This is a genomic window from Nostoc sp. JL31, from assembly GCF_017114965.1.
Lineage (GTDB): Bacteria > Cyanobacteriota > Cyanobacteriia > Cyanobacteriales > Nostocaceae > Nostoc > Nostoc punctiforme_A.
This window is the reverse complement of record NZ_JABXKO010000024.1, coordinates 46375-67392: the sequence shown is the minus strand read 5'-3', so window position 1 is coordinate 67392 and position 21018 is coordinate 46375. Positions and strand designations below refer to the sequence as shown.

Here is a 21018-nt window from a genome sequence, read left to right as displayed (position 1 = left end):
AGTTTACTTTGACGCATTCATTGACCTTGCTACAATTCATATCTGGATTAACAAAATATTATTAGTGGGATAGGTTCGTGGGGTGTTATGTTACTCAGCCAAAATTCGATTGAGATACTGTAAAATTACCACAGCGATCGCTACACTCAAGATGAAGCCTAGCCAGTAACTATTAGTAATAATTTGTGGTTGATCTAATGCCCATCCACCCAAGGGATGACCAATAAAAGAGCCAACAGCCCAGCACAAAGCGTTGATGGAAAAATAAACGCCGCGTTGATTTTTCGGGGCTAACTCAGTCACTAAAGAAGCAGCAGATGGGGTATAGGAAACAATCGCCACAGCAAATACTCCCAATGCCAATGTTACCCAAAGCAGATGATGAGATGGGGCTGTACCGCTTACCCAAATCAATCCGAAACCAATTGCCCAGAAAATGGCGGAAACAGTGAGCGCAAGTGTGTGAGAGCAGCGTTTTAAAATGCTGGTGACAGGCAACTGACAAATAATTGCAAACACTAAATGCCAAGCAAATAGTCCGCTAATGGTAGTTTCAGCAAATCCCTTGGCGGTACTTTCGACAAAGACAAAGTTTTTGAAGTAAAGCGGCAGGGTGCTGTGGATTTGAGAAATATAGATTGTGAAAAATATATTAACTGTAATGTAAACCAGGAAACGGCGATCGCTTAATACTGCCATCCAAGCAGTTAAATGTTCTGTCTTTTCAAATTCCTCTATCTGCTGTTGTTCAGTTTCACTAATCCCTACATAGACAACTGCAAAAAATACCATAAAAGAGATGGCATCAATCACAAATAGCCAGCGATAACTCCCAATTATCGCGATCAAAAACCCAGCCAGCACAATTCCGATCGCTAACCCCAGATTATCAGCTAGTCTGGCGATCGCAAAAGTTTCCCGGCGATTGTCAATTTGGCTAGCGTCAGCAACCACAGCTTCAGCCGCCGGCCAATAGAAACCTATCCCTAAACCGCTAATCAAGCTACCGATTACCAAAGAAGTGAAATTATTGGTTGTAGCTAAAACTAGAGAAGCAATTGCTGAAATCGCCGTCGCTAGCAACAAAGTGCGGCGGCGTCCCCAATATTCAGAATCAGCCAAAGAACCACCTGCAATCCGCCCTACGATGCCGGAAATCGAGGCGCTACCCAAGGCTACCCCAACACTGGTTGCAGATAAACCAAGTTGATTAACAAAAAAGATGGGCGCATAAAACAGGGTAAAGCCGGTACCAACTTCCGAGAGAAATCTCCCAATTGCGAAAATCCAGACCTGGGGATGTATCGAGGGCAACCACGATGATAACTGAGATTGAGAAGCTAATTTCATGAGCTTAAATGTCATAGGTTGATGACATTTTTGTAATTCTTATCATTGGCTACTATTTTCCTCACTCATTCCACAGGGTTTCCACAGAGATTTTAGCAGTTTTCCACAGGTGCTATACGAGCTAATAGGCTTCTTGCGGTCTTACTGGGGATTGTTGATTATAAGTACCAAAGAAGTTTAAGGACTGAGTTTTTGTGAAGTAAAGTAACAAAAAGTCGGCTTAAATCCTTATTCTTTCGTTCGCATTTATTTTTTATACAATCGTTTTTAACATTTCGCAGCATTGACAAACCCACCCCCTCTTGGCGCACAATGATGCGGCTTGCTTTTATAATCCGTTCAATCGGCTGCCATCAAATGTGTAAAATATATTACTACTAAGATGTAAGTGCAGATTGTCGGGATAGCAAAAGAGCGTGTAAAGCCCTAAACCGCTTTACCGTAAGCAACTTGTCCCTCTTGATTATCCTCATAGGAGGAAAATCTCATGAAATCAACGGTTAGCATCTTTACAGAAATTCCTGAAACACTCCACGAATCCTTAAAAAACTACTTAGAAACCCATCCCGATTGGGATGAAAACAGAGTATTGACGGCGGCGCTATCATTGTTTTTACTCCAAAATGGAGATAGCGATCGCCGTGCTGCACGAGTCTATCTGGAAACTTTGTTCCACCACTCCTCAGTAGAAATGCCCTGTACCGACTCACCAGCAACAGCTAATTTACTAGACACCCCATAGGTACTGGTATGAAGGGCGTTATTCCCCTATCTCCCTATCTATTATGGGGCACGTCATACCGTGCCCCATTAACGGGATTTTAAGCTAATAGCGATCGGCAATATTAAAATAAAAAAGATCGGTAGATTCCGATCCATAAAAAAGTTTTAATAGTTTCTCTTATTATTGCCAAAACTAGTTGGTAATAAGGCGGAATTTACCTTTGTTCTCAGTCTCCGACTGGGATACCTGTTGTGAGACTGCCGCCTCCCTGGCTTACAGCAGCAGCCCAATCAGCAGTATTTCCAGACAGAGGCTAGTAAACGTGGTTTTAAGGGGACTTTAGCTGAAGTTGACACCAATACACAGCTATCTGCCTTATGAACTCCAATCTCAGCACCGTTATATTTACCAAAACGGTAACATACCAAGAAATATTTTCCAGTGGACTCTCTCCACTGTCCACTATCTTAAATAGATAGATAAATAAATATCTCAAATCACTGTTTGGCGTGTATTTGAGGAATATCTACTTATTTTGATTATCTAAATTTGTCTGTTACTAAAACCAAGAAAATTCATCAACCACTACCCCAAAAGTCAACAGTCAAGAGTTAAAAAACTCTAGACTATAAACTTAGGACTTGGCTTCCAAATGCTGGGGATGAGCAGGAGATTCAAATTTATAGCCTACGCCACGTACAGTTTGAATTAATGCTGGTTGACTAGCATCAATTTCAATCTTCTTGCGAATTTGGCCAATATGAACATCTACAACCCGCTGGTCGCCGACATATTCATAATCCCACACCTCTTGGATTAGTTCTGCCCGCCGCCAAACTCGGCCTGGATGACTAGCTAAAAAATGCAACAAGTCAAATTCCAGAGCAGTTAAGGGTACTGCTTGATTATTAAGTGCTACCTCCCGTCGTACTGGATCAATCATAAGTTTTTCAAATACCAAGCGTTTCTGCTCGGCAGTAGTTATCACTCGCTGACGCCTCAAAATAGCTCCAACTCTCACTTCTAGCTCTCCTAGCCCAAAAGGCTTGGTGAGATAGTCGTCAGCACCTTTAGCAAAGCCGCGAATTTTGTCGGCTTCGTCAGCACGGCTAGTCAACATCAAAACAAAAACACCATTACGACTTTGCATCTCTTGGCAGAGGTTAAACCCTGTGACATCTGGTAGATTCACATCCAGAATCACCAAATCAGGGTTAAATTGCTCAAATAGAGTTAAGGCTGTCTTTCCATCTTCGGCAGCCTCCACCTGATAGTTCTGCTTAATTAAAAAGCGTTGGATTAAATTCCGAACCGCAGGGTCGTCGTCAACTACAAGAATCTTGGCAGGAGCCATGACCATTACTTTGCACAAAAATTCGTAAGATTAACAAGAGAATTGCGTAAAAACGCAGTTGCCACTTTAGGACTAACTAAGAATCTACATGGCTACGGTATAACAATCCCGATCGCTCAAAAATAAATACTCTAATCAGGATTGTGGGTAATCAGAAGGCGAAACTTCTGTTAGCCAACAGTATATAAGCGCTCTGACTTTAACTGCAACCGTTCTTGATAGCAAGACACCTTCTTGATCCTAGTTAGGTGGTAACTTAAAACGTTTCAATTTTAAATCGATATGTGGATATATACCACAAGCGATTATTCAGTATAATTAAAAAAAAGTCTTTTAGGGCACAGTAAGTTGCCAAATTTGAAACAGTAAACTTGATTTCTTCATAAAAAACATGAATTTTAGGTACTCTCCGTTCAAATTCTAGATTAGAGCCAGAATTAGACAACGACATGAGGGTATACACGGAGTTATAGGGATATGTTAAAGTTACTATAGTTGAAATTACAAAGTCGATCAAACTAACCCGTGCTACTATCCTGTTAGGGCATATAAATAGATCGAGACTTTAGTTTCGATCAAAATAAAACCTAAAGCTGTTTTTTATTCGATAAAAGACTGCCGCTGATTGAGGCTGAAGTAACAAACTCCCATGAGCGATCAAAATCCCTACGAAAAACTTGGGGTATCAGAAGAGGCTAGCTTCGATGAAATTCAGGATGCTCGTAATCGCCTATTCGAGCAACATAATGGCGATGCCAAGCATTTAGAAGTGATTGAGGCTGCTTACGATGCGATTTTAATGGATCGCTTACGGATGCGCCAGGAAGGTAAAATCAAAGTCCCTGAGCGGATACGGTTTCCAGAGTTGCGAGTGCAATCGCCTCCCAAAGAAAGTCCAACCCCTCGCGAGCAGTCACCTGCATGGCTGCAACGGATGCTGGATCAGCCAGCGCCTGCGGATATACTCTTACCAGGAGCTTGGTTTCTCGGTTTGAGTTCTATTAGCCTGTTCTATCCAGAGGGGGGCGATCAGGTTTTGCAGTTAGCATTGGTGGTTGGCGTAGGCACTAGTATTTACTTTCTCAATCGCAAGGAAGGCAAATTTGGCCGTGCAGTTTTGTTCACCCTGGTCAGTTTAATAATTGGCCTAATCGCTGGGGGACTAGTTGCTAGCTGGCTCTTACCACAAATATCATTTATCAGTCTGGAAACGAATCAGTTCTCTACTGTAGTGACGTTTATATTGTTGTGGTTAGTTAGTAGTTTTCTACGGTAAACCACTCTCGTAAGCAGGTTTCTATAAAGAAGACATGGTTTATGTGTGTTCTTCTGAGATAAAAAAGTCAGGAGTCAGAATAGCTATTCTGACTCCTATTTTAATTTGCAACCTGAATTGCTTCTACAGAGTCTTTTTAGACAAGATATTTAGGTTTTAGAACTATATCTACAGCAGTGCTGAAATCCTGAACAATTAAGTCGGGGTGGTAAAGTTCTAATTGGGTGCGATCGCGAATCCCAGATTCTACAGCCATCACCTTAATACCATAATTTTTTGCAGCGGTGATATCGGCTTCCGTATCTCCCACCATCCAGGTATCAGTAGCCGGGGGCAGTTCTTTTAATGCCCTAGCCATTAACAAGGGCTTATCTTCAATATCGCGAGTTTTAACATAGTCGTTACTCAGACAATAACAGCGATTTTCCGGGAAAAATTTACCTAAATCGTATTTTTTAAAGGCATAATCTAGTTCTCTAACTCGGCGCATCGTCATAACTGCCAAATCAATTCCAGCTTTTTGAATTTTTAACAGTGCGTCCACAGCACCAGGTGCGAGAGTGTCATAGTTAAAATAAGCTTCTGTATGAACCGTTTGCCGCCGCAGCTGGGCGAATTCTTGAGCTTGGGCTTCGTCTAACCCGGAATTTAAGGCGATTTGTTTTTCAGGAACACGCGATCGCTTTAACTCCCAAAATTCCGCTTTCGGAAGTTCTTGCACTACTTGGCTTGGGCGACGGGTTTTCTCCAAGCAGAATTGATAAACATGATAGTACCGTTCTGAAACATCAATAATTGGGCCGTCGAAGTCAGTAATCAGTCTTAGCATCGGCGGAAAATGTTAATTTTTATTAAAATTATCTCAGATGTATGGCTATTTTTGGAGACTATCAAGTTTAGCTAATTTAAATTGAGATTTTGTACTCAGGCATCATTGTAAAGTACCGCGTTTAATTTGTTCGCTTTCAATGGCTTCAAATAAGGCGCGAAAGTTACCTTCGCCAAAACCTTGAGCTTGGAAACGGCGTTCAATAAATTCAAAGAAAAATGTTGGCTGTTCAAAAATGGGCTGAGTGAAAATTTGTAGTAATAAGGGTGCAGTATTTCCTCCCTCTAAAGAAGTATATTCTTGCCAGTCTACGAGAATTTCTTGTTGAGCGATCGCTTCTAATTCTAAGGGTGATAGCGTGAGTCCTGGACGCTGTTTTAGCTGCGAGTAATAGGTTTGGGGAACCGAGAGTAAGGATAAACCACTGGCACGAAATTTAGCGATCGCACTCACAAGATTAGTTGTCCGCAAGGCAATATGTTGAATTCCTGGCCCCCGATTGACATCTAGAAATTCCTGAATTTGAGAATTTCTAGAAGCTGGTTCATTAATTGGCAATTGGACGCTACCATTATGTGAAACCATCACCTGGCTGTGTAAAGCAGAGCGATTGGTTTTAATTTTAAACGCCTGCTGGGGTTGAAAATCTAGGATTTTTTCGTACCAAGCCACAGCACGATCCAATTCACCAACTGCCACGTTTAGCACTACGTGATCTATGGCGGTAAAAGTGTTGTCATTTGTCATTTGTCCTTTGTCATTTGTGTTAGTTACAAATGACGACGGACAAATGACAAATGACCTTTCTATCAATGTATGAGTCAGTCCACCCCAGGCAGCAATTTTGCCACATTTGATGAACGCCGTACCTACCTGGCGTTCTTGGATGGGTTGTAGGATTGTAGCACCGTGTTTTTGAGCTTGTGCGATCGCGCCTTCGACATCTTCGACAGCAAAAGCGACATCTGCCACACCAGGTGGATATTGACGCAGAAATTCAGCTACTGGACTTGTAGGTAACAGTGGTGAAGACAGAAAAAAGCAGACATCACCATTTTTCACTATTTCTGTACAAGTGTGAAATGAACTGATGCGATCGGTTACTGCTTGAAAACCAAGATGGCGTACAAACCAATCCCGCCATACTTTGGCATCTTCTACATAGAAATGAACGTGATCAATTTTCATAGATATTGAAAATCCAGCATAACAGTTTATATATCTGTAAATTTTGCCTTTTTTGCTAGATTTTCACGTCCTTCCTAAGCAAGAATTATGTACACGTACTCCCCCTTTAAAAGAACAGATGACTATCAGGTTGAATATTAATTTCCATTGGTACAGCTTGCGGTTCGGCAGAAAGAGCAAAGAAAATCGCATTGGCAGCAGTTTCAGGACTGAGCATTTTTTTCCGGTCTACTTTTAGGTTGACATTATCCCAAAAAGGAGAATCTACCCCACCAAAGTAGAATAGCGTGAACTTGATACCAAAACGCTTGAGTTCCTCTGCCATGCACTTGCTAAAACCGACAACACCAAACTTAGAAGCAGAATAAGCCGCCAATGTGGTTAAACGCACCGCATCTCTGGCAGCCAGTACCAACCGAACTCCGGTAGGCGCAAGTTTTTGTGTTAAAGCTGAACCAATACCACCAGTAGCACCGACAATAACAACAACTTTATCCTGCATTATATTATTTACATTTCTTTACATCTTTTTACATAATACAGAATTACAGGCTCAGGTTGTACGTAAACATTGAGAAAGTATCTATTCGGAGAGTAGCGGCATTACTTCATATTCCTTGCCACTCGCCTTTAATGTAAATGTGGGAGATGATTCTAAATATTTAGCAAAACTAGAACCTAACTTTAATTTTTTAATAATTGAATTAGGAGATTCTCCGGTTATTTTTCGTATCTCTGTACCTAATTGGGACACAGATAATTTAGTTTTATGAGATTTTTTTTTGATATCTTGAATAGTTTTCAATAGTAATTTATTTAATGTTTTCTCATTAGAAACTTTTGCAAAATCTTCTTTTATTGGTTCTTGAATATCTTTTGTAAAAGAGCTATCTAAAACATGGATTATTTTATCCAATTCTGGTTTATTTGGATTATGTTTAATATTGATATCTTGGATATCACATTTTTCTTGAAATAAAGTGGCAACAGCGACTAAACTGTTTAATCGAGCATTTATTGATTCATGTTCACTTTTAATTAAATGTTGAATTGTATCAACCACTTTTTCTAAGGATGGAACTTCTGTTGCGATTGCTAAAGAATAATGAGTTAATTTGCCAGTATTTCTGTTTTCTATATGCAAATTTTGCCCTTGTCTACGTACCCAATAGACAATCAGTCCTTGATTTTGGAGTTCGTTACAGAGGTGGATTAAAATTCCATCACTAGAACAGACCAAGATTTCTTTAACTCTTGGATAAAAGCGTAAAACACAAGCACCAAATGCGATCATTTTTGCATCAGCACTATCCTTACCTTCCGGCACATGGACAAGTTGATAGCCACGGTTATATAGTTCAATATCCTGCTTTCCAATACTTGGATTTTTCCAGTTAGCAAATGCCATTTTAACTTGGAGAGGATACTTACAGACATTAGCTAAAAATAATTCTGAATTCACATCTAATTTTAAGTTTTCTGCATCCAAAAGCAGAAGTGAAATTCCTGTTTCTAATTGATGTTTAATTTCAGCTTTTTGTTGAATTTTCAGGATAAATTGGCTGAATATAGCAGATTCTAGCCAATCAGGCGATAATATAGTTTGCAGCAATTCTTCAGCTAATGTCAAACTCAAAGAGCCAATAATTTTCTCTGTGACTTTTTCTTCTAGCAGGTTTTTCATTAAAGAAAGTTCTGTCGCTTCAGTCATAGACACTTTACTGTGCCCGTTGCTGTTAGAAAGCAAGTCACTTTCCAAGGAATGAGGGAATGCAGGCTCAAGGAATTGTTTACCACAATTTTTGCAGAGGTAATTCTGCTTGTCATTCCGACGACCATTTTGACGACATGAAGTAGATTCGCACCGGGGACATTTCATTTTATGATTCAGGTGGTCTAGAGCAAATACTTGTCTTTAAATATATAGTATAAAAAAATACTGTCAATATCAGACTGCATTGCCCAACACCAGAAAAACTTAAAGAAAGCGGAAATTCAATTTAACCCCTCATTTCCGCTTGTACTATGTATTAACCCTCTGAATAGCTAGAATTTAAGAAGCGCTTCAACCGACGCGAGCAAAAACATAGTCGCGGGTGCGAGAATCCACAGGGTTAGTAAAGATTTTATTTGTAGTACCAAATTCAACCATTTGAGTAATACGATTTTCATTGCTATAAAAGAAAGCCGTAAAATCAGATAGGCGAGTAACTTGCTGCATATTGTGAGTAACAATCACAATTGTCAACTCAGAACGCAAATTATGGATCAAATTCTCAATTTTTATACTACCCATAGGATCGAGGCCTGAACAAGGCTCATCCATCAAAAGAACATTCGGCTTGACCGCTAAAGCACGGGCAATACATAATCTTTGCTGTTGACCACCAGAAAGGTCTAAAGCAGATTTGTGCAGCTTATTTTTCACTTCATCCCAAAGTTCGGCAGCTTTGATGGCAGATTCAACAATTGCATCTAATTCTACTTTCGGATGCCATCCAACTAACTTCACCCCATAAGCAACATTATCGTAAACGCTCATGGGAAAAAGATTTGGTTTGGGAAAAACCATACTAACTTGGCGACGTAAGCGATTGATGTTGACACGACGCTCATAAATACTCTGACCAAAAAATTCTACTTTTCCTTCAACCTTTACTTCTGCTTCTAATTCACTCATGCGATTTAACGATTTAAGAAAAGTAGACTTCCCACAACCACTAGAACCAATAATTGCCGTGACTTGGTTTTGGTAAATATCCATTGACACGCCTTCAACTATCTTTTGAGTGTCGTAAGAGAAGCTGAAGTTTTTGACTCTGATGGCTGGAATTAGTTTACTCATATTCCTAAAACGTATGAAATAAAACTTGATTAAGTAAAACAGTACAAATCAGCAATGCAGTTTCACTATGTTACTGCCAAAATGAGATATTCATGGAAATTACGTAGTTATACAGTAGTCATACAGCAAATAAAGTGTTATTAGATATTTGTATCAAGACTGTGTTCCAAAATTTATTTTTTACAGACTTTTTATACCCATCTTTTGCACCTTGACTGATATAGCATCCTTTCTTATGAAAAAGGATTAGGTCTAGTTCGATTTAAAATAGCTATATAGAAATCAAAATATGAATATCATACAGCAGATTGCAATTTGGTGAGGTCCACAAGCTAAGTCTGTTACCCAGATATAAAGCGTGTTTTACTCCTGTTAGCGCAGCGGGGCGTAGCCCATTCTGAATTCTTCTGTATATTTCAATACCGTTAGGTTAAGAAAATTATAGGTTGGGTAGAACGAAGTGAAACCCAACAAAGTCAAGGAAGTGTTGGGTTTCGTTCCTCAAGCCAACCTACGTAGAAGTTGAGTTTTAGGCTTAACTGAACTGTATTGCTGTATATTTCTCATAAATAGTGAGGAGTAACTTTTTTACACTACATTTTATGAATATCTTCTAGTGCAAGCTAGATTGACAAAATCAATAAGTCACGCTTGAAAGTATCTTAACCGAAACGTCCTGAAATGTAGTCGCGGGTGCGGGGGTCTAATGGGTTGTTAAAGATTTGCTCTGTAGCGCCAAATTCAACCATTTGACCAATCCGACTTTCATCGGTGCTAAAGAAAGCTGTAAAATCAGAGACGCGAACGGCTTGCTGCATATTATGAGTAACGATCGCAATTGTCAACTCAGACTGTAAACTGTGGAGTAGTTCCTCAACTTTCATGGTGGCAATGGGGTCAAGAGCCGAGCAAGGTTCATCCATCAGCAAAACTTTCGGCTTGACTGCTAAAGCACGGGCAATACATAATCTTTGTTGCTGACCACCAGAAAGCCCTAAAGCTGATTTATCGAGCTTATCTTTCACTTCATCCCAAAGGGCAGCGCTTTTAAGGGCTGATTCGACAATTTCATCTAATTCTAATTTTGAATATCTGCCTGCTATTCTCATCCCGTAGGCAACATTTTCGTAAATGCTTATCCCAAAAGGATTTGGTTTTTGAAACACCATACCAATTTGGCGGCGTAACCGATTGATGTTGACACGACGATCGTAAATATTCTGACCAAAAAATTCTACATGTCCTTCAATTTTCACAGGCCCTTCTAATTCGCTAATGCGATTAAGAATTTTGATGAAGGTAGATTTACCACAACCACTAGGGCCAATAATTGCGGTTACTTGTTTTTGATAAATATCTATTGACACCTTTTCAATTGCTTTTGTTGTGCCATAGTAAAAGCTGAAATTTTTAACTTTGATAGCTGGAATTAGGTTACTCATGCTTGCTTAAGGTACGAAATAAAAATTATAAAAACAGAATTCAGAATTCAGTATGAATTATTCTTCAATTTATTTTTCTCTGCCTAATAACTAAGCGAGAGAGAATACTGACACATAAAATTAAGGCAAGTAGAACTATAGAAGTAGTCCATACCAATTGACTTTTTTGTGGATCGGGGTCGTTGTAGAGGTTAAAAATCAATACTGGTAAAGAAGCTGTTGGACTTAACAATCCTTCTGACCAATCTAAACTAAATAAAGCGGTAAAAATTAAGGGTGCTGTTTCACCAGCCGCACGAGCTACAGCTAATAAAATGCCTGTAGTAATTCCAGGGATTGCAGTAGTTACAACAATGCGAAAAGTAGTTTGGAAGCGAGTTCCACCTAAAGCAGCAGAGGCGAGGCGTTGAGATGTGGGAATCAGCTTTAAGGATTCTTCGGTTGTCAATATAATTACAGGTAGCATAATCACGGCTAAAGCAAAACCACCTGCGATCGCACTAAATCCTTTAGTTACCAAAACTATCACACCATAAGCAAACACGCCGACAACAATTGAAGGCACGCCTGTAAGAATACTAGTGACAAAGCGAACAATACTAGCAACTGGGTTAGTTTGATTAAATTCTGCTAAGAAAATTCCTGTCATAATCCCTGTGGGAATGCTTAAAATAGCACCAATTACCACCATGATTATGGTTCCCAAAATGGCATTGCCAAAGCCATTATCAATAACTGCTTTGAGAAACATTTCTGATTTGAGTCCAGATATTCCCCGGATGAAAATTTCCCATAAAATTGATAATAAAGGAATGAGTACTAGACCTGTAAGACCAAAGGCGATCGCATTCATTAAGTATGTAAATATTACTCGCTCTTTTGGCAGAGGACTGCATAATTCTGCTACCAAAAATTTATCTTGTTCTGACTGAATGTAACCACTCATAAGTTTGACAAACTTTGATTGATAATTGTCTTTTTAGACTGAGATATTTATAGGAATTTCAAAGCGAGATAGTGTTATTAATTTTTCCTGCCAACCCACTTCACCAAGATTACAGCGCCAATATTTACAGTTAGAGTTAACCCAAATAAAATTAATGCTAAATAGCTTAAAGCACCTATATGCAATCCCGGTTCAGCTTCGGCAAACTCATTAGCTAATACAGAGGGAATTGTATAAGCTGGATCGAGTAAAGAAGCGCTGATTTGAGCAGAGTTACCAATCACCATAGTGACGGCCATTGTTTCACCCAAAGCCCGTCCTAAAGCAAGCATTGCTGCACTTACTATTCCAGAAAACCCAGATGGTAGCAAGACTCGAAAAATTGTTTCCCAACGAGTGCCACCCAAAGCCATAGATGCAGTACGTAATTCTTTAGGGATAGCCATTAAAACATCACGACTAATTGCTGCCATTGTGGGCAAAATCATGATGGCGAGAATAACCCCAGCAGTCAACATATTAGTCCCAGAAGGATCTTCTGTATTAAACAGTGGTATCCATTTAAAAGTGCTGGCTAACCATTTTTGTAGAGGTTCTAGAACTGGAATAAAGACAAAAATCGCCCATAAACCAATAATTACACTGGGAATTGCGGCAATTAATTCAACAAAAAATGCTAGGATGGTTCCCAGCGATTTAGGTAAAAAGTTTTCACTCGTGACTAAGGCTACTGCTATTCCCACTGGGACAGCAAATAAAATAGCGATCGCACTACTTACTAAAGTTCCATAAATATAGGGGAATGCACCAAAAATCTGATTACCTGTATCCCAATCTTGTCCCCACAAAAACCCCATTCCAAACTGCTTAATAGCTGGTAGAGCTTCGTGTAAAATTACCCAACTCATCAAAAATAGTACTGCAACAGTAATCACGGCAAAAAAGTATACTAGCCGTGTAAAACCTTGGTCAAACCAGAAATTTGTACCGCTGGTAGTAGTTAGATTGAAATTTTCATCACCTAGATTTGAATCATCTGATAAATTTGCCATTACAAATCAGTAAAATAGATTTTTTATTACTGGTAACTCAGTTTATTAGGGGAAGAAAGTAGTAAAATAATCCCCCTAAACTTTTTCAAAGGGGGATATATTCAAAGCACCTTTCTCTTTTTAAGAGAATTGGGGAATCTCTTTTGCGTAATTTCTAAAAATTACAAATTAAGGCTTGACAGAGCTATTCACTGTCTGAAGCACTCGATTTGCTACATCAGATGGAATTTTGGTGTAGTTAAGATCATCGTTATACTGTTGACCGTCTTTCAATACCCAATTAATCCATTTCTTAATTGCATCAGCTTTAGCAGCATTAGCATACTGTTTGTAAACCATCATCCAAGTAAGACCGACAATGGGATAACCTTGTCCTGGATCTCCTATAAAAACGCGGTAGTTGTCTGGAAAAGTGACAGTTGATAAAGCTGCATTTGCAGATTCTAAAGAAGGAGCAACAAATTCTCCGTTCTTATTTTGTACCAATGCTGATTTCAGATTATTTTGGACAGCGTAGCTATATTCAACATAACCAATAGAACCAGGAGTACGAGCTACTATAGCAGCTACGCCTGGATTGCCTTTGCCTTTAAGAACATTTGGCAGATTCCATTTTGGAGCAGTATTAGTTCCAACTCTGCCTTTAAAATAACCGCTGATGGCACTCAAGTGATTAGTAAAAATGAAAGTTGTACCGCTACCATCGGCGCGAACAGCAAATTTAATTGTTTGATTTGGTAGATTAGCGCCTGGATTATCAGCTTTAATTTTCGCGTCATTCCATTTGGTAATTTGACCTGAATAAATTGCTGGTAGTGTAGCGCGGGATAATTTGAGATCGTTAACACCTGCAAGATTGTAAACAACAGAAACAGCACCGCCTGCTGTAGGTACTAAAATTGCACCATTCTTGACTTTAGCAATTTCATCATCTTTCATTGCAGCATCACTACCACCAAAGTCAACGGTTCCAGCGATGACTTGACGAATACCACCACCACTACCAATTGCTTGGTAGTTAATTTTTAAGTCTGGATATTTCTTCTTCACTTCACGAGCATAGCGTTCGTAAAGCGGAGCCGGGAAAGTTGCTCCTGCACCATTTAGAGTTTCAGCTTGTGCGAGCGCACCAAAAAATGGACTAAGTGCAACAGAACTTGTCACCATTGAAGTAGCAACGACACGATTCAATATGGCGGTCGAAAAAATCATATTATCTCTGATTCCAGGAGTATTTTACTGCTGTAATTCCAGTCTTAAATAGGCTACATTTTGTATGGTTAAAGCTTATTTAACAATTGATAAGCAAGAAATTAAGGTGTGTTTAAATATTAAATTAAAATATTTTTTATGTTTGCTTCCGGTTACAATACAGCACTAAAAGTATAAATAATCCTATTCCTGCCAAATATTTAATTGCATCGGGTACATTAGGATTAGGGGAGAAAAAGCCTTCGATCGCACCAGCAATAATCAACATTGGTACAATCCCAAATACTAGCTGCACCGCCTGATAACCATAGAATTTCAGTGCATCCCCACGGCGATATTTACCAGGAAATAAAATTGCTCTTGCTAATAAAAATCCCGCACCTCCAGCAAAAAAGATCGCGGGTAATTCCAAAGAACCATGCGGAAACACAAAGGCCCAAAAAGGATAAGCCAGATTATTTTGACCAACTAAAGTACTAACAGCACCAATTAATAAACCATTAAATACCATCAAATAGGCTGTGTATGCTCCAGTCGTCATACCACCGGCAACAGCCCCAAAAGACACTGATAGATTATTGATCATGATACCGCTGGATGCCAGAGGTTCAACACCGACAATTGAACCCATCCATAATTTATGCTCATCTCGCACCTTGGTAATCAAGCTTTCAGGTACGATTAAAGGCATAAAGCTGGGGTTTTGCCAGGAATACCACCAAGCCACTAGTGCGCCTAGTAAAAATAGTGCCGTTGCCATAGCAATGTATACAAAAGCTTTCTGGACTACAGATGGTAATCCCCAGCGGTAAAATTCTAGGATTGTCTGCCATTCCTGTCGCCGGGAACCTTGGTAAATCTGCGTATAGGCACGAGTTGTTAAAGATTGTAAACTTTGGATCAAAGTATTGCTGATTTGCTGAGTGCGGGCACGTGCCAAATCTGCTGCGACTGAACGATATAAACTCGCTAACTCTCTAATTTCTGCTGCCCGTAAGGACTTTAACCCTTTTTTTTCTATCTGCTTTAGTAGGGCATCCAAACGCTGCCAATTTGGTTCTCGTCGCGCAATCCAACGTTGAATATTCATGAATTTTGGGAACACTGAGTTTAACTTAGCTTAAGATAGCCTCAAATTCATCTCCGTAATTTCAAGGGAAATTTACCATTATGTCTGAAAACTTTGGCTCTTCCGGCCAGATACAACCACTGAGTATCGGTAACGTTGTCAGTGCTGCGGTACGGTTGTATCGTTCTCATTTGAAGACTTATCTTAACCTAGCTGCGATCGCTCACTTGTGGGTTTTAGTTCCTGTGTATGGTTGGGCAAAATATGCAGCCATCTCTGGACTAATTTCACGCTTGGCTTTTGGAGAATTGATTTACCAGCCTGAAGGTGTTCAAACTGCCAGGAGCCATATTAATCCACGTCTTTGGTCTTTTTTAAGAGTTGCTTTCCAAGTAGGTATATCTTTACTGATAATTTATATTGGATTAGCGATCGTGGGCGGTGTGCTAGGTGCGTTGATCGGAGGAGTATTAGGAGGGATATTTGGTGTTAGTACAGGTATTACAGTCATAATTGTGGGAGGAATTGTAACGGTAGTTCTTGTGCTGTTAGGACTAACCTGGTTCTACTCCCGTTGGATAGTAGCTGAAGTGCCCTTAGCGGTTGAGGAAAATATCAATGGTGGCGAAAGTGTTGCTAGAAGTTGGGAGTTAACTAAAGCCTCAGTATTTCGCATTCAAGGCATTGTTTTAGTTGGTTTTATCGTTACATTGCCGTTGGTGTTTGTATTAAACTATATACCTAGCTTATTCCTAATCAGGCTTGAGCCTGGTACTGCTATTTACTCGATTGTTAATCTTATTTCTGTGATTGGAAGCTTGATCGGTGGAGTTTTAGTCATGCCATTTTGGCAAGCACTAAAAGCTGTTTTATACTTGGACTTGCGTAGTCGGCGTGAAGGTCTAGGTTTACAATTACGAGAACCTCCCTCGCAAGATTTTCGTTAACTCAACACCTTAATCCAACTCTATTAATTTTGAATTAGTTAAAATATGCGCTTTTTTAATCGCATCACATTCCAGACTCCAGAAAGTGTAGAGTTGGAATTCACTCTAGCGGGAATCGGTAATCGGGCTTTGGCACTCCTGATTGACTATACAGTATTGGGTATAACTTTGCTTCTGTTTGTCCTTACTTGGAGTGTCTTCTCGACACAGCTGTTAAATTTCTTTGAATACTTTTTTAAAAATTTACCAAGTTTAGATATTTGGTTGTTAGCAATTTTCTTCATTATCGCTTTTGCAATTTACATCGGCTATTTTGTCTTTTTTGAAACCTTATGGTTTGGGGAAACTCCTGGTAAACGCTTTGCTAAAATTCGCGTAGTTCGAGATGATGGTAGACTGATCGGGCTACAACAAGCAACGCTACGTGCTTTACTGCGGCCCTTTGATGAAACTTTGTTTATAGGTGCTTTTTTAATTATGCTGGGTAGCCGCGAAAAGCGCTTAGGTGATTTGGCTGCTGGCACAATTGTAATTCAAGCCCAAACACCCACCGCATCTTCAACATTGGTAATTTCAGAACAGGCAAAGACACTCCATGAACAGTTAGTACAGATTGCCGATTTATCACCATTGATGCCAGATGATTTTGCAGTTATTCGTGAGTATTTACAGCGACGTGGTGCAATGTCGTTAAAGGCAAGAGCTTCACTATCTCTAAAGCTAGCCGAGCAAGTTAAAGCTATTATTAATTTAGAAAAATTGCCAGAAGCTGTTACGTCTGATGTTTTTTTAGAAGCAATTTACCTCGGTTATCAACAACCGAAATTTTAGGCTGAATATTTTGTTTAGAGCATTGACAAAAAGCTAGGTTTACCTATAAGACAAAATCATAGGATTTATCTTTGAGCTAATTATTTTAGACAATTACTGCTAACCACTTCAACCAGCACTGTAAGCGATCGCCAAGCGCGTAATTATGGGTTCTGGCTTTCCAACTCACACACCACCAAAACCCTCAATTTCGTTACCCGCTTCAAAGCTGCATCATTGGTCAAAAACGCCTCACAACCAGCAATTATTGCCGCCGCCACCTGCAACGCATCGGGTAACTGAAGGTTATTAACGTACCCGAATTCTCGCAGCTTCTCGCGCAATAGCAGCATTAATCTCCACAAAAACCACTTGTTCTTGTTGCAACACATCGACAAAAGCTTGCTCTAAGTCAGCTAACCCCAGACGTATAGCACCTACCAAGCACTCTGATAACGTTATCCCAGATGCTACTGCTGTAATGTCAGTTGACAATCGCTCAAAAATTGGATCGACTAAATCCACAAACTGCGGATTGCGTTCTACAAAATAAATTACGGGTGCTGTATCGAGAAACAAGCGAGAAACATTAGCTAATGCATCACTAATCTTCATTCTTCTCCTTGCAACAAACGTTCTCGATACTCATCTCCTTCTTGTCGAGTCCGCGAAACCCATTCCTGAGCATCCTCACCCAATAGCGGATAGGGAGCCATACCCTTCATATCGCTCCACTTGCGTTTTGGTTGGGCTTGATTAATATGCTTTTTTATGCGCTCTACCAAATGCCCCATTACCGTCAATTGATCTTCTGGAGTCAGTTGCTCAATCTCGCTTAAAATTTTTTCGAGTGACGAACTCATCAATCTAACCCGTTGTCAACATCTGTAAATTTTAGCGTCTTTACTCTTGGGTATATCCTAATTCTTTCAAAAAGGCAAACATAACTAATCATTAGACCTGCCTTGAAAATAGAGGCTGAAAGCACGCAAAATCGTTCCAACATCATTTTCATTGTTCATTGTGAGCGCAGCTCATGGAGTCTCTTGCAAAAGTGCTTTTTGCACTCTCGTGGGAAAAGGGAAAAGGGACTCATGTTAAAGGGGAAGGGGAAAATACAAAACCTTTCCCCCTTCCCCTTTTCCCGACTTCTGCAAGAAGTCTATTAGTAGTCAGTTGTCAGTGAGTGAGTGGAAACTACTGACTACTAACTAATTACTTAAAAAGCTAAAATCGGCCAGTCTGGTTCACGATAATAGCGTGTCATGTTGTCAAACTTTCGCAATTCAACACGATCGATCAAAAATTCTGGTAAATTCAACAGCCATTGTTCATTCAATTGAGAAAGCATGGTGCTGAAGCTTATGCGGTCTAGGTCAGACGGAACCTCCCCAAAATAGGCTAATGTAATATGGGCTGTGAAGTGATAATGCTGCTCAATACCCAAGGCAATTAACTTGGAATTTTGATAAATTGTTCGGCGAAATTGAATAATTTCCTCGTAGCAGCGTTGATCTTGAGGTACTAAACAAACGGCTATAGCTCTTGGCATCAGTATCAGCCCCAGCATTTGCCATTTAATTGGATTATTCCTATTTGTCATCAATTGTTGATATTGCTGAAACATTTCAGCTAAACAAGAATGTAACTCCTCGTCAAATTTAGGATTTTTTTCGTAGGCGTCAAGGTAAGCATTGTCCCAAATTAAATCCGCTAAAGTCAGATGGAAGCTAGCAGGAGGTACAGGTACAATCAAATTACGGTTTACAGGCAACTGCAAAAGTTCCTGTTGGTAAGTCTGTAATTTGGCATAAAAAGCAGAGTTTTGTGATTCTTCTTCTGCCGGCGGGGTAATTATGGTATAGCCAGGAAAGGACGCTGCTTGTCTCAAGCCAGAATGTGGCTGAAATTTAGAAGATTCCTGAATATGCTGGGCTTGGGATCTGTAGGCTTCTGGTAGCGTCAGTCGTGCTAACCGATTTAAGTAAGTTTGATAGTTGTCGTCCAATCTTCATAGCCTCATGCTCTCACTTGATAGATTTTAGGGAAAATTACCTTGATTAAGAGAATGATTTCAAAAGTATTTAATTTTTGGAAGTGGGAAGTGGGGAGTGGGGAGTGGGGAGATGAGGGAAATAGGGGGACAAAGGGGTAAATAAAACTCTTAACTCCTAACTCTTAATGCCCCATTCTCCATCTACTAAGAGGTTTATCTATGCCAATCTATGTTTACTGGGGTGAGGATGATTTTGCGATGGAAAAGGCGATCGCACTTTTGCGCGATCGCGTCCTCGATCCCCAATGGACAAGTTTTAATTACACTGCATTCTCGCCAGATCAAGCTGATGCTACTATCCAGGGCTTAAATCAGGTTATGACGCCTACTTTTGGCGCTGGTGGGCGCTTGGTATGGCTGATAAACACTACTCTGTGTCAGCACTGTCCAGAGAATGTGTTGGCAGAATTGGGGCGATCGCTACCTGTGATTCCCGAAAACTCATTTTTATTGCTCACCAGCCGCAATAAGCCAGATGAACGCCTCAAATCCACGAAATTGTTAAAACAGTTTGCTACCGAATTTCGAGAATTTCCCCTCATCCCCCCTTGGAAAACAGAATTACTGGTGCAATATGTTAATCAAGCAGCCCAGACTGTGGGTGTGAAACTGACTGCCAATATTTCCCATTTATTAGCAGAATCTGTAGGCAATGATACACGGCTTCTTTACAATGAGCTAGAGAAATTACGGCTATATGTCCAAGGTAGCAATAAGCCTTTAGACGTAGATACTGTTACGAATTTAGTAAGAAATACTACTCAAAATAGCTTACAATTAGCAGCAGCAATCAGAACAGGAGATACAGCTAAAGCTTTGACAACACTGGCAGATTTGAGCAATGCTTCCGAGCCGGGATTACGGATAGTTGCGACGCTGATTGGACAATTTCGCACCTGGCTGTGGGTAAAGATTATGATAGAAAGTGGGGAACGGAATCAACAAGCGATCGCTAAAGCCGCTGATATCAGTAATCCCAAACGGATTTACTTCTTACAGCAAGAAATTAAGCTGCTTTCTGTGCAACAGTTAATCTCTTGCTTACCCCTACTGCTGGAATTAGAAGTCAGCCTCAAGCAAGGAGCATCAGAAATGTCAACTCTCCAGACTAAAGTAATCGAACTTTGTGAAGTATGCCGAGGAAATTGACAATCAAATATAAAAGCTCGATCTATTGAACAGTTCCTGGAACTTCCAACTCTGAAAATAATTCAAAGTTCTTATAATATCCCTGATGTAGTTTTGTGTCACACACTATATGAAGAAAATTTCTGATTTATTTTTCCGAACTGGCCGAAAGCGAACTCTTTCGCGAGCATTATTTTTCGGTGCGATCGCTACTGTGGGTGTCATTTCCAATGCTTTTTCATTGAGTTCTAAAGCTGACGCTCAAACTCCACCACCAATAGTTAACAATACTGAAATTGACAGTTACGCTCAAGCCGTGCTAGCAATGGAGCCAGCTCGTCAAAATGCTTTTGAAGAAATTAAAAAACTTATGGGCAATGGAGAAATTCCCAATATTGTCTGCAACGATTCTAATAGCATAAATGGTCTTCCAAGGAAGGCTCAAGATATTGCAGTCAACTACTGTAACCACGCTCAAAAAATTGTCGAAGATAATGGGTTGAAATTTGAACAGTTCAACAAAATTACTATAGAACTACAAAATAATACTATCTTAAAAAGGCAGGTTTACAATACCTTATTACGCCTGCAACAACCTCCTGAGCCTCGGTAAGTAGGAGGACTACTTAAATCCAAGCACGTGGTAAGTAAGTGGTTAATTACTATAGGAAGATTCATGAAAAATATAGATAAGGAAACAGATAGCAGCAATCTGTTGATACCACTTACGGGTGTTTGAAGCATTTTCTTTGTATACCAATTAGATAGCTAGTACCGCAAGGCGGAATTA

21 protein-coding genes and 1 pseudogene are annotated in these 21018 nt (G+C 39.9%); 7 read left to right on the top strand and 15 right to left on the bottom strand.

Annotated features, from left to right (window positions below):
• Positions 1-90 precede the first annotated feature (90 nt).
• A complete protein-coding gene (locus HWQ43_RS04690; protein WP_292730779.1) occupies positions 91-1365 on the bottom strand; it encodes an MFS transporter in 1275 nt (424 codons plus the stop codon).
• Between the two features lie 472 nt (positions 1366-1837).
• Here HWQ43_RS04690 and HWQ43_RS04685 point away from each other — a divergent pair.
• Positions 1838-2029: pseudogene (locus HWQ43_RS04685) on the top strand (DUF2811 domain-containing protein); the annotation flags it as partial.
• A 679-nt stretch (positions 2030-2708) separates the two neighbouring features.
• On the opposite strand, the gene HWQ43_RS04680 reads toward HWQ43_RS04685, so the two are convergent.
• Positions 2709-3428: a response regulator transcription factor gene (locus HWQ43_RS04680; RefSeq protein ID WP_069071980.1), complete on the bottom strand. Its 720-nt coding sequence runs from the start codon at positions 3426-3428 to the stop codon at positions 2709-2711.
• A 649-nt stretch (positions 3429-4077) separates the two neighbouring features.
• On the opposite strand from HWQ43_RS04680, the gene HWQ43_RS04675 reads away from it, so the two are divergent.
• Positions 4078-4704, top strand: a complete 627-nt coding sequence (locus HWQ43_RS04675) for a CPP1-like family protein (protein ID WP_292730775.1) — start codon at positions 4078-4080, stop codon at positions 4702-4704.
• A 136-nt stretch (positions 4705-4840) separates the two neighbouring features.
• Here the strand turns inward: HWQ43_RS04675 and HWQ43_RS04670 are convergent, their stop codons facing one another.
• The 10 genes from HWQ43_RS04670 to HWQ43_RS04625 all read right to left on the bottom strand — a co-directional run bounded on the left by HWQ43_RS04670 (position 4841) and on the right by HWQ43_RS04625 (position 15308).
• Positions 4841-5533: an HAD family hydrolase gene (locus HWQ43_RS04670; RefSeq protein ID WP_292730773.1), complete on the bottom strand. Its 693-nt coding sequence runs from the start codon at positions 5531-5533 to the stop codon at positions 4841-4843.
• A 102-nt stretch (positions 5534-5635) separates the two neighbouring features.
• A complete protein-coding gene (hppD, locus tag HWQ43_RS04665; RefSeq protein ID WP_292730772.1) occupies positions 5636-6721 on the bottom strand; it encodes a 4-hydroxyphenylpyruvate dioxygenase in 1086 nt (361 codons plus the stop codon).
• Between the two features lie 106 nt (positions 6722-6827).
• Positions 6828-7223, bottom strand: coding sequence for an SDR family NAD(P)-dependent oxidoreductase (locus tag HWQ43_RS04660; protein WP_292730770.1), 396 nt, complete (start codon positions 7221-7223; stop codon positions 6828-6830).
• An 81-nt stretch (positions 7224-7304) separates the two neighbouring features.
• Entirely contained in the window at positions 7305-8432 is a 1128-nt protein-coding gene (locus HWQ43_RS04655) for an NYN domain-containing protein (protein ID WP_292730768.1), read from the bottom strand.
• 354 nt (positions 8433-8786) lie between these two features.
• Positions 8787-9566, bottom strand: coding sequence for a phosphate ABC transporter ATP-binding protein (locus HWQ43_RS04650; RefSeq protein ID WP_292730766.1), 780 nt, complete (start codon positions 9564-9566; stop codon positions 8787-8789).
• Between the two features lie 662 nt (positions 9567-10228).
• Positions 10229-11008, bottom strand: a complete 780-nt coding sequence (pstB, locus tag HWQ43_RS04645) for a phosphate ABC transporter ATP-binding protein PstB (protein WP_292730764.1) — start codon at positions 11006-11008, stop codon at positions 10229-10231.
• Between the two features lie 64 nt (positions 11009-11072).
• Entirely contained in the window at positions 11073-11954 is an 882-nt protein-coding gene (pstA, locus tag HWQ43_RS04640) for a phosphate ABC transporter permease PstA (RefSeq protein ID WP_292730762.1), read from the bottom strand.
• Positions 11955-12031: 77 nt separating this feature from the next.
• On the bottom strand, positions 12032-13006 hold the full coding sequence (gene pstC, locus HWQ43_RS04635; RefSeq protein WP_292730760.1) for a phosphate ABC transporter permease subunit PstC: 975 nt from the start codon (positions 13004-13006) through the stop codon (positions 12032-12034).
• Between the two features lie 168 nt (positions 13007-13174).
• The gene (gene pstS / locus HWQ43_RS04630; RefSeq protein WP_292730759.1) at positions 13175-14218 is read right to left on the bottom strand and encodes a phosphate ABC transporter substrate-binding protein PstS; all 1044 of its coding nucleotides are present in this window, start codon (positions 14216-14218) and stop codon (positions 13175-13177) included.
• Positions 14219-14354: 136 nt separating this feature from the next.
• Positions 14355-15308, bottom strand: coding sequence for a stage II sporulation protein M (locus tag HWQ43_RS04625; RefSeq protein ID WP_292730757.1), 954 nt, complete (start codon positions 15306-15308; stop codon positions 14355-14357).
• 80 nt (positions 15309-15388) lie between these two features.
• Here HWQ43_RS04625 and HWQ43_RS04620 point away from each other — a divergent pair, with 80 nt between their 5' ends.
• The 3 genes from HWQ43_RS04620 to HWQ43_RS04610 all read left to right on the top strand — a co-directional run bounded on the left by HWQ43_RS04620 (position 15389) and on the right by HWQ43_RS04610 (position 17357).
• A complete protein-coding gene (locus HWQ43_RS04620) occupies positions 15389-16234 on the top strand; it encodes a hypothetical protein (RefSeq protein ID WP_292730755.1) in 846 nt (281 codons plus the stop codon).
• A 45-nt stretch (positions 16235-16279) separates the two neighbouring features.
• Entirely contained in the window at positions 16280-17065 is a 786-nt protein-coding gene (locus HWQ43_RS04615; protein ID WP_292730753.1) for an RDD family protein, read from the top strand.
• Positions 17066-17210: 145 nt separating this feature from the next.
• Entirely contained in the window at positions 17211-17357 is a 147-nt protein-coding gene (locus HWQ43_RS04610; protein WP_292730751.1) for a hypothetical protein, read from the top strand.
• On the opposite strand, the gene HWQ43_RS04605 is transcribed toward HWQ43_RS04610, so the two are convergent.
• From HWQ43_RS04605 to HWQ43_RS04595, 3 genes are all read right to left on the bottom strand, one after another.
• Positions 17354-17659, bottom strand: a complete 306-nt coding sequence (locus HWQ43_RS04605) for a PIN domain-containing protein (RefSeq protein ID WP_292730750.1) — start codon at positions 17657-17659, stop codon at positions 17354-17356. The genes HWQ43_RS04610 and HWQ43_RS04605 overlap by 4 nt on opposite strands.
• Positions 17656-17907: a hypothetical protein gene (locus HWQ43_RS04600; RefSeq protein WP_292730748.1), complete on the bottom strand. Its 252-nt coding sequence runs from the start codon at positions 17905-17907 to the stop codon at positions 17656-17658. The genes HWQ43_RS04605 and HWQ43_RS04600 overlap by 4 nt, the downstream gene beginning before the upstream one ends.
• Before the next feature lie 356 nt (positions 17908-18263).
• Entirely contained in the window at positions 18264-19052 is a 789-nt protein-coding gene (locus HWQ43_RS04595; protein ID WP_292730746.1) for a DUF1868 domain-containing protein, read from the bottom strand.
• 207 nt (positions 19053-19259) lie between these two features.
• On the opposite strand from HWQ43_RS04595, the gene holA reads away from it, so the two are divergent.
• Positions 19260-20249 (top strand): DNA polymerase III subunit delta, encoded by a 990-nt coding sequence (gene holA / locus HWQ43_RS04590; RefSeq protein WP_292730744.1) that lies wholly within the window; start codon positions 19260-19262, stop codon positions 20247-20249.
• 109 nt (positions 20250-20358) lie between these two features.
• Positions 20359-20841, top strand: a complete 483-nt coding sequence (locus HWQ43_RS04585) for a DUF4168 domain-containing protein (protein WP_292730742.1) — start codon at positions 20359-20361, stop codon at positions 20839-20841.
• The last annotated feature ends 177 nt before the right edge of the window (positions 20842-21018 follow it).

Bases quoted from the DNA above. Each gene is read 5' to 3' on its own strand.
- HWQ43_RS04690 (WP_292730779.1), bottom strand. From the start codon at position 1,365: ATGACATTTAAGCTCATGAAATTAGCTTCTCAATCTCAGTTATCATCG.
- HWQ43_RS04680 (WP_069071980.1), bottom strand. From the start codon at position 3,428: ATGGCTCCTGCCAAGATTCTTGTAGTTGACGACGACCCTGCGGTTCGG.
- HWQ43_RS04675 (WP_292730775.1), top strand. From the start codon at position 4,078: ATGAGCGATCAAAATCCCTACGAAAAACTTGGGGTATCAGAAGAGGCT.
- HWQ43_RS04670 (WP_292730773.1), bottom strand. From the start codon at position 5,533: ATGCTAAGACTGATTACTGACTTCGACGGCCCAATTATTGATGTTTCA.
- hppD (WP_292730772.1), bottom strand. From the start codon at position 6,721: ATGAAAATTGATCACGTTCATTTCTATGTAGAAGATGCCAAAGTATGG.
- HWQ43_RS04660 (WP_292730770.1), bottom strand. From the start codon at position 7,223: ATGCAGGATAAAGTTGTTGTTATTGTCGGTGCTACTGGTGGTATTGGT.
- HWQ43_RS04655 (WP_292730768.1), bottom strand. From the start codon at position 8,432: ATGACTGAAGCGACAGAACTTTCTTTAATGAAAAACCTGCTAGAAGAA.
- HWQ43_RS04650 (WP_292730766.1), bottom strand. From the start codon at position 9,566: ATGAGTAAACTAATTCCAGCCATCAGAGTCAAAAACTTCAGCTTCTCT.
- pstB (WP_292730764.1), bottom strand. From the start codon at position 11,008: ATGAGTAACCTAATTCCAGCTATCAAAGTTAAAAATTTCAGCTTTTAC.
- pstA (WP_292730762.1), bottom strand. From the start codon at position 11,954: ATGAGTGGTTACATTCAGTCAGAACAAGATAAATTTTTGGTAGCAGAA.
- pstC (WP_292730760.1), bottom strand. From the start codon at position 13,006: ATGGCAAATTTATCAGATGATTCAAATCTAGGTGATGAAAATTTCAAT.
- pstS (WP_292730759.1), bottom strand. From the start codon at position 14,218: ATGATTTTTTCGACCGCCATATTGAATCGTGTCGTTGCTACTTCAATG.
- HWQ43_RS04625 (WP_292730757.1), bottom strand. From the start codon at position 15,308: ATGAATATTCAACGTTGGATTGCGCGACGAGAACCAAATTGGCAGCGT.
- HWQ43_RS04620 (WP_292730755.1), top strand. From the start codon at position 15,389: ATGTCTGAAAACTTTGGCTCTTCCGGCCAGATACAACCACTGAGTATC.
- HWQ43_RS04615 (WP_292730753.1), top strand. From the start codon at position 16,280: ATGCGCTTTTTTAATCGCATCACATTCCAGACTCCAGAAAGTGTAGAG.
- HWQ43_RS04610 (WP_292730751.1), top strand. From the start codon at position 17,211: ATGGGTTCTGGCTTTCCAACTCACACACCACCAAAACCCTCAATTTCG.
- HWQ43_RS04605 (WP_292730750.1), bottom strand. From the start codon at position 17,659: ATGAAGATTAGTGATGCATTAGCTAATGTTTCTCGCTTGTTTCTCGAT.
- HWQ43_RS04600 (WP_292730748.1), bottom strand. From the start codon at position 17,907: ATGAGTTCGTCACTCGAAAAAATTTTAAGCGAGATTGAGCAACTGACT.
- holA (WP_292730744.1), top strand. From the start codon at position 19,260: ATGCCAATCTATGTTTACTGGGGTGAGGATGATTTTGCGATGGAAAAG.
- HWQ43_RS04585 (WP_292730742.1), top strand. From the start codon at position 20,359: ATGAAGAAAATTTCTGATTTATTTTTCCGAACTGGCCGAAAGCGAACT.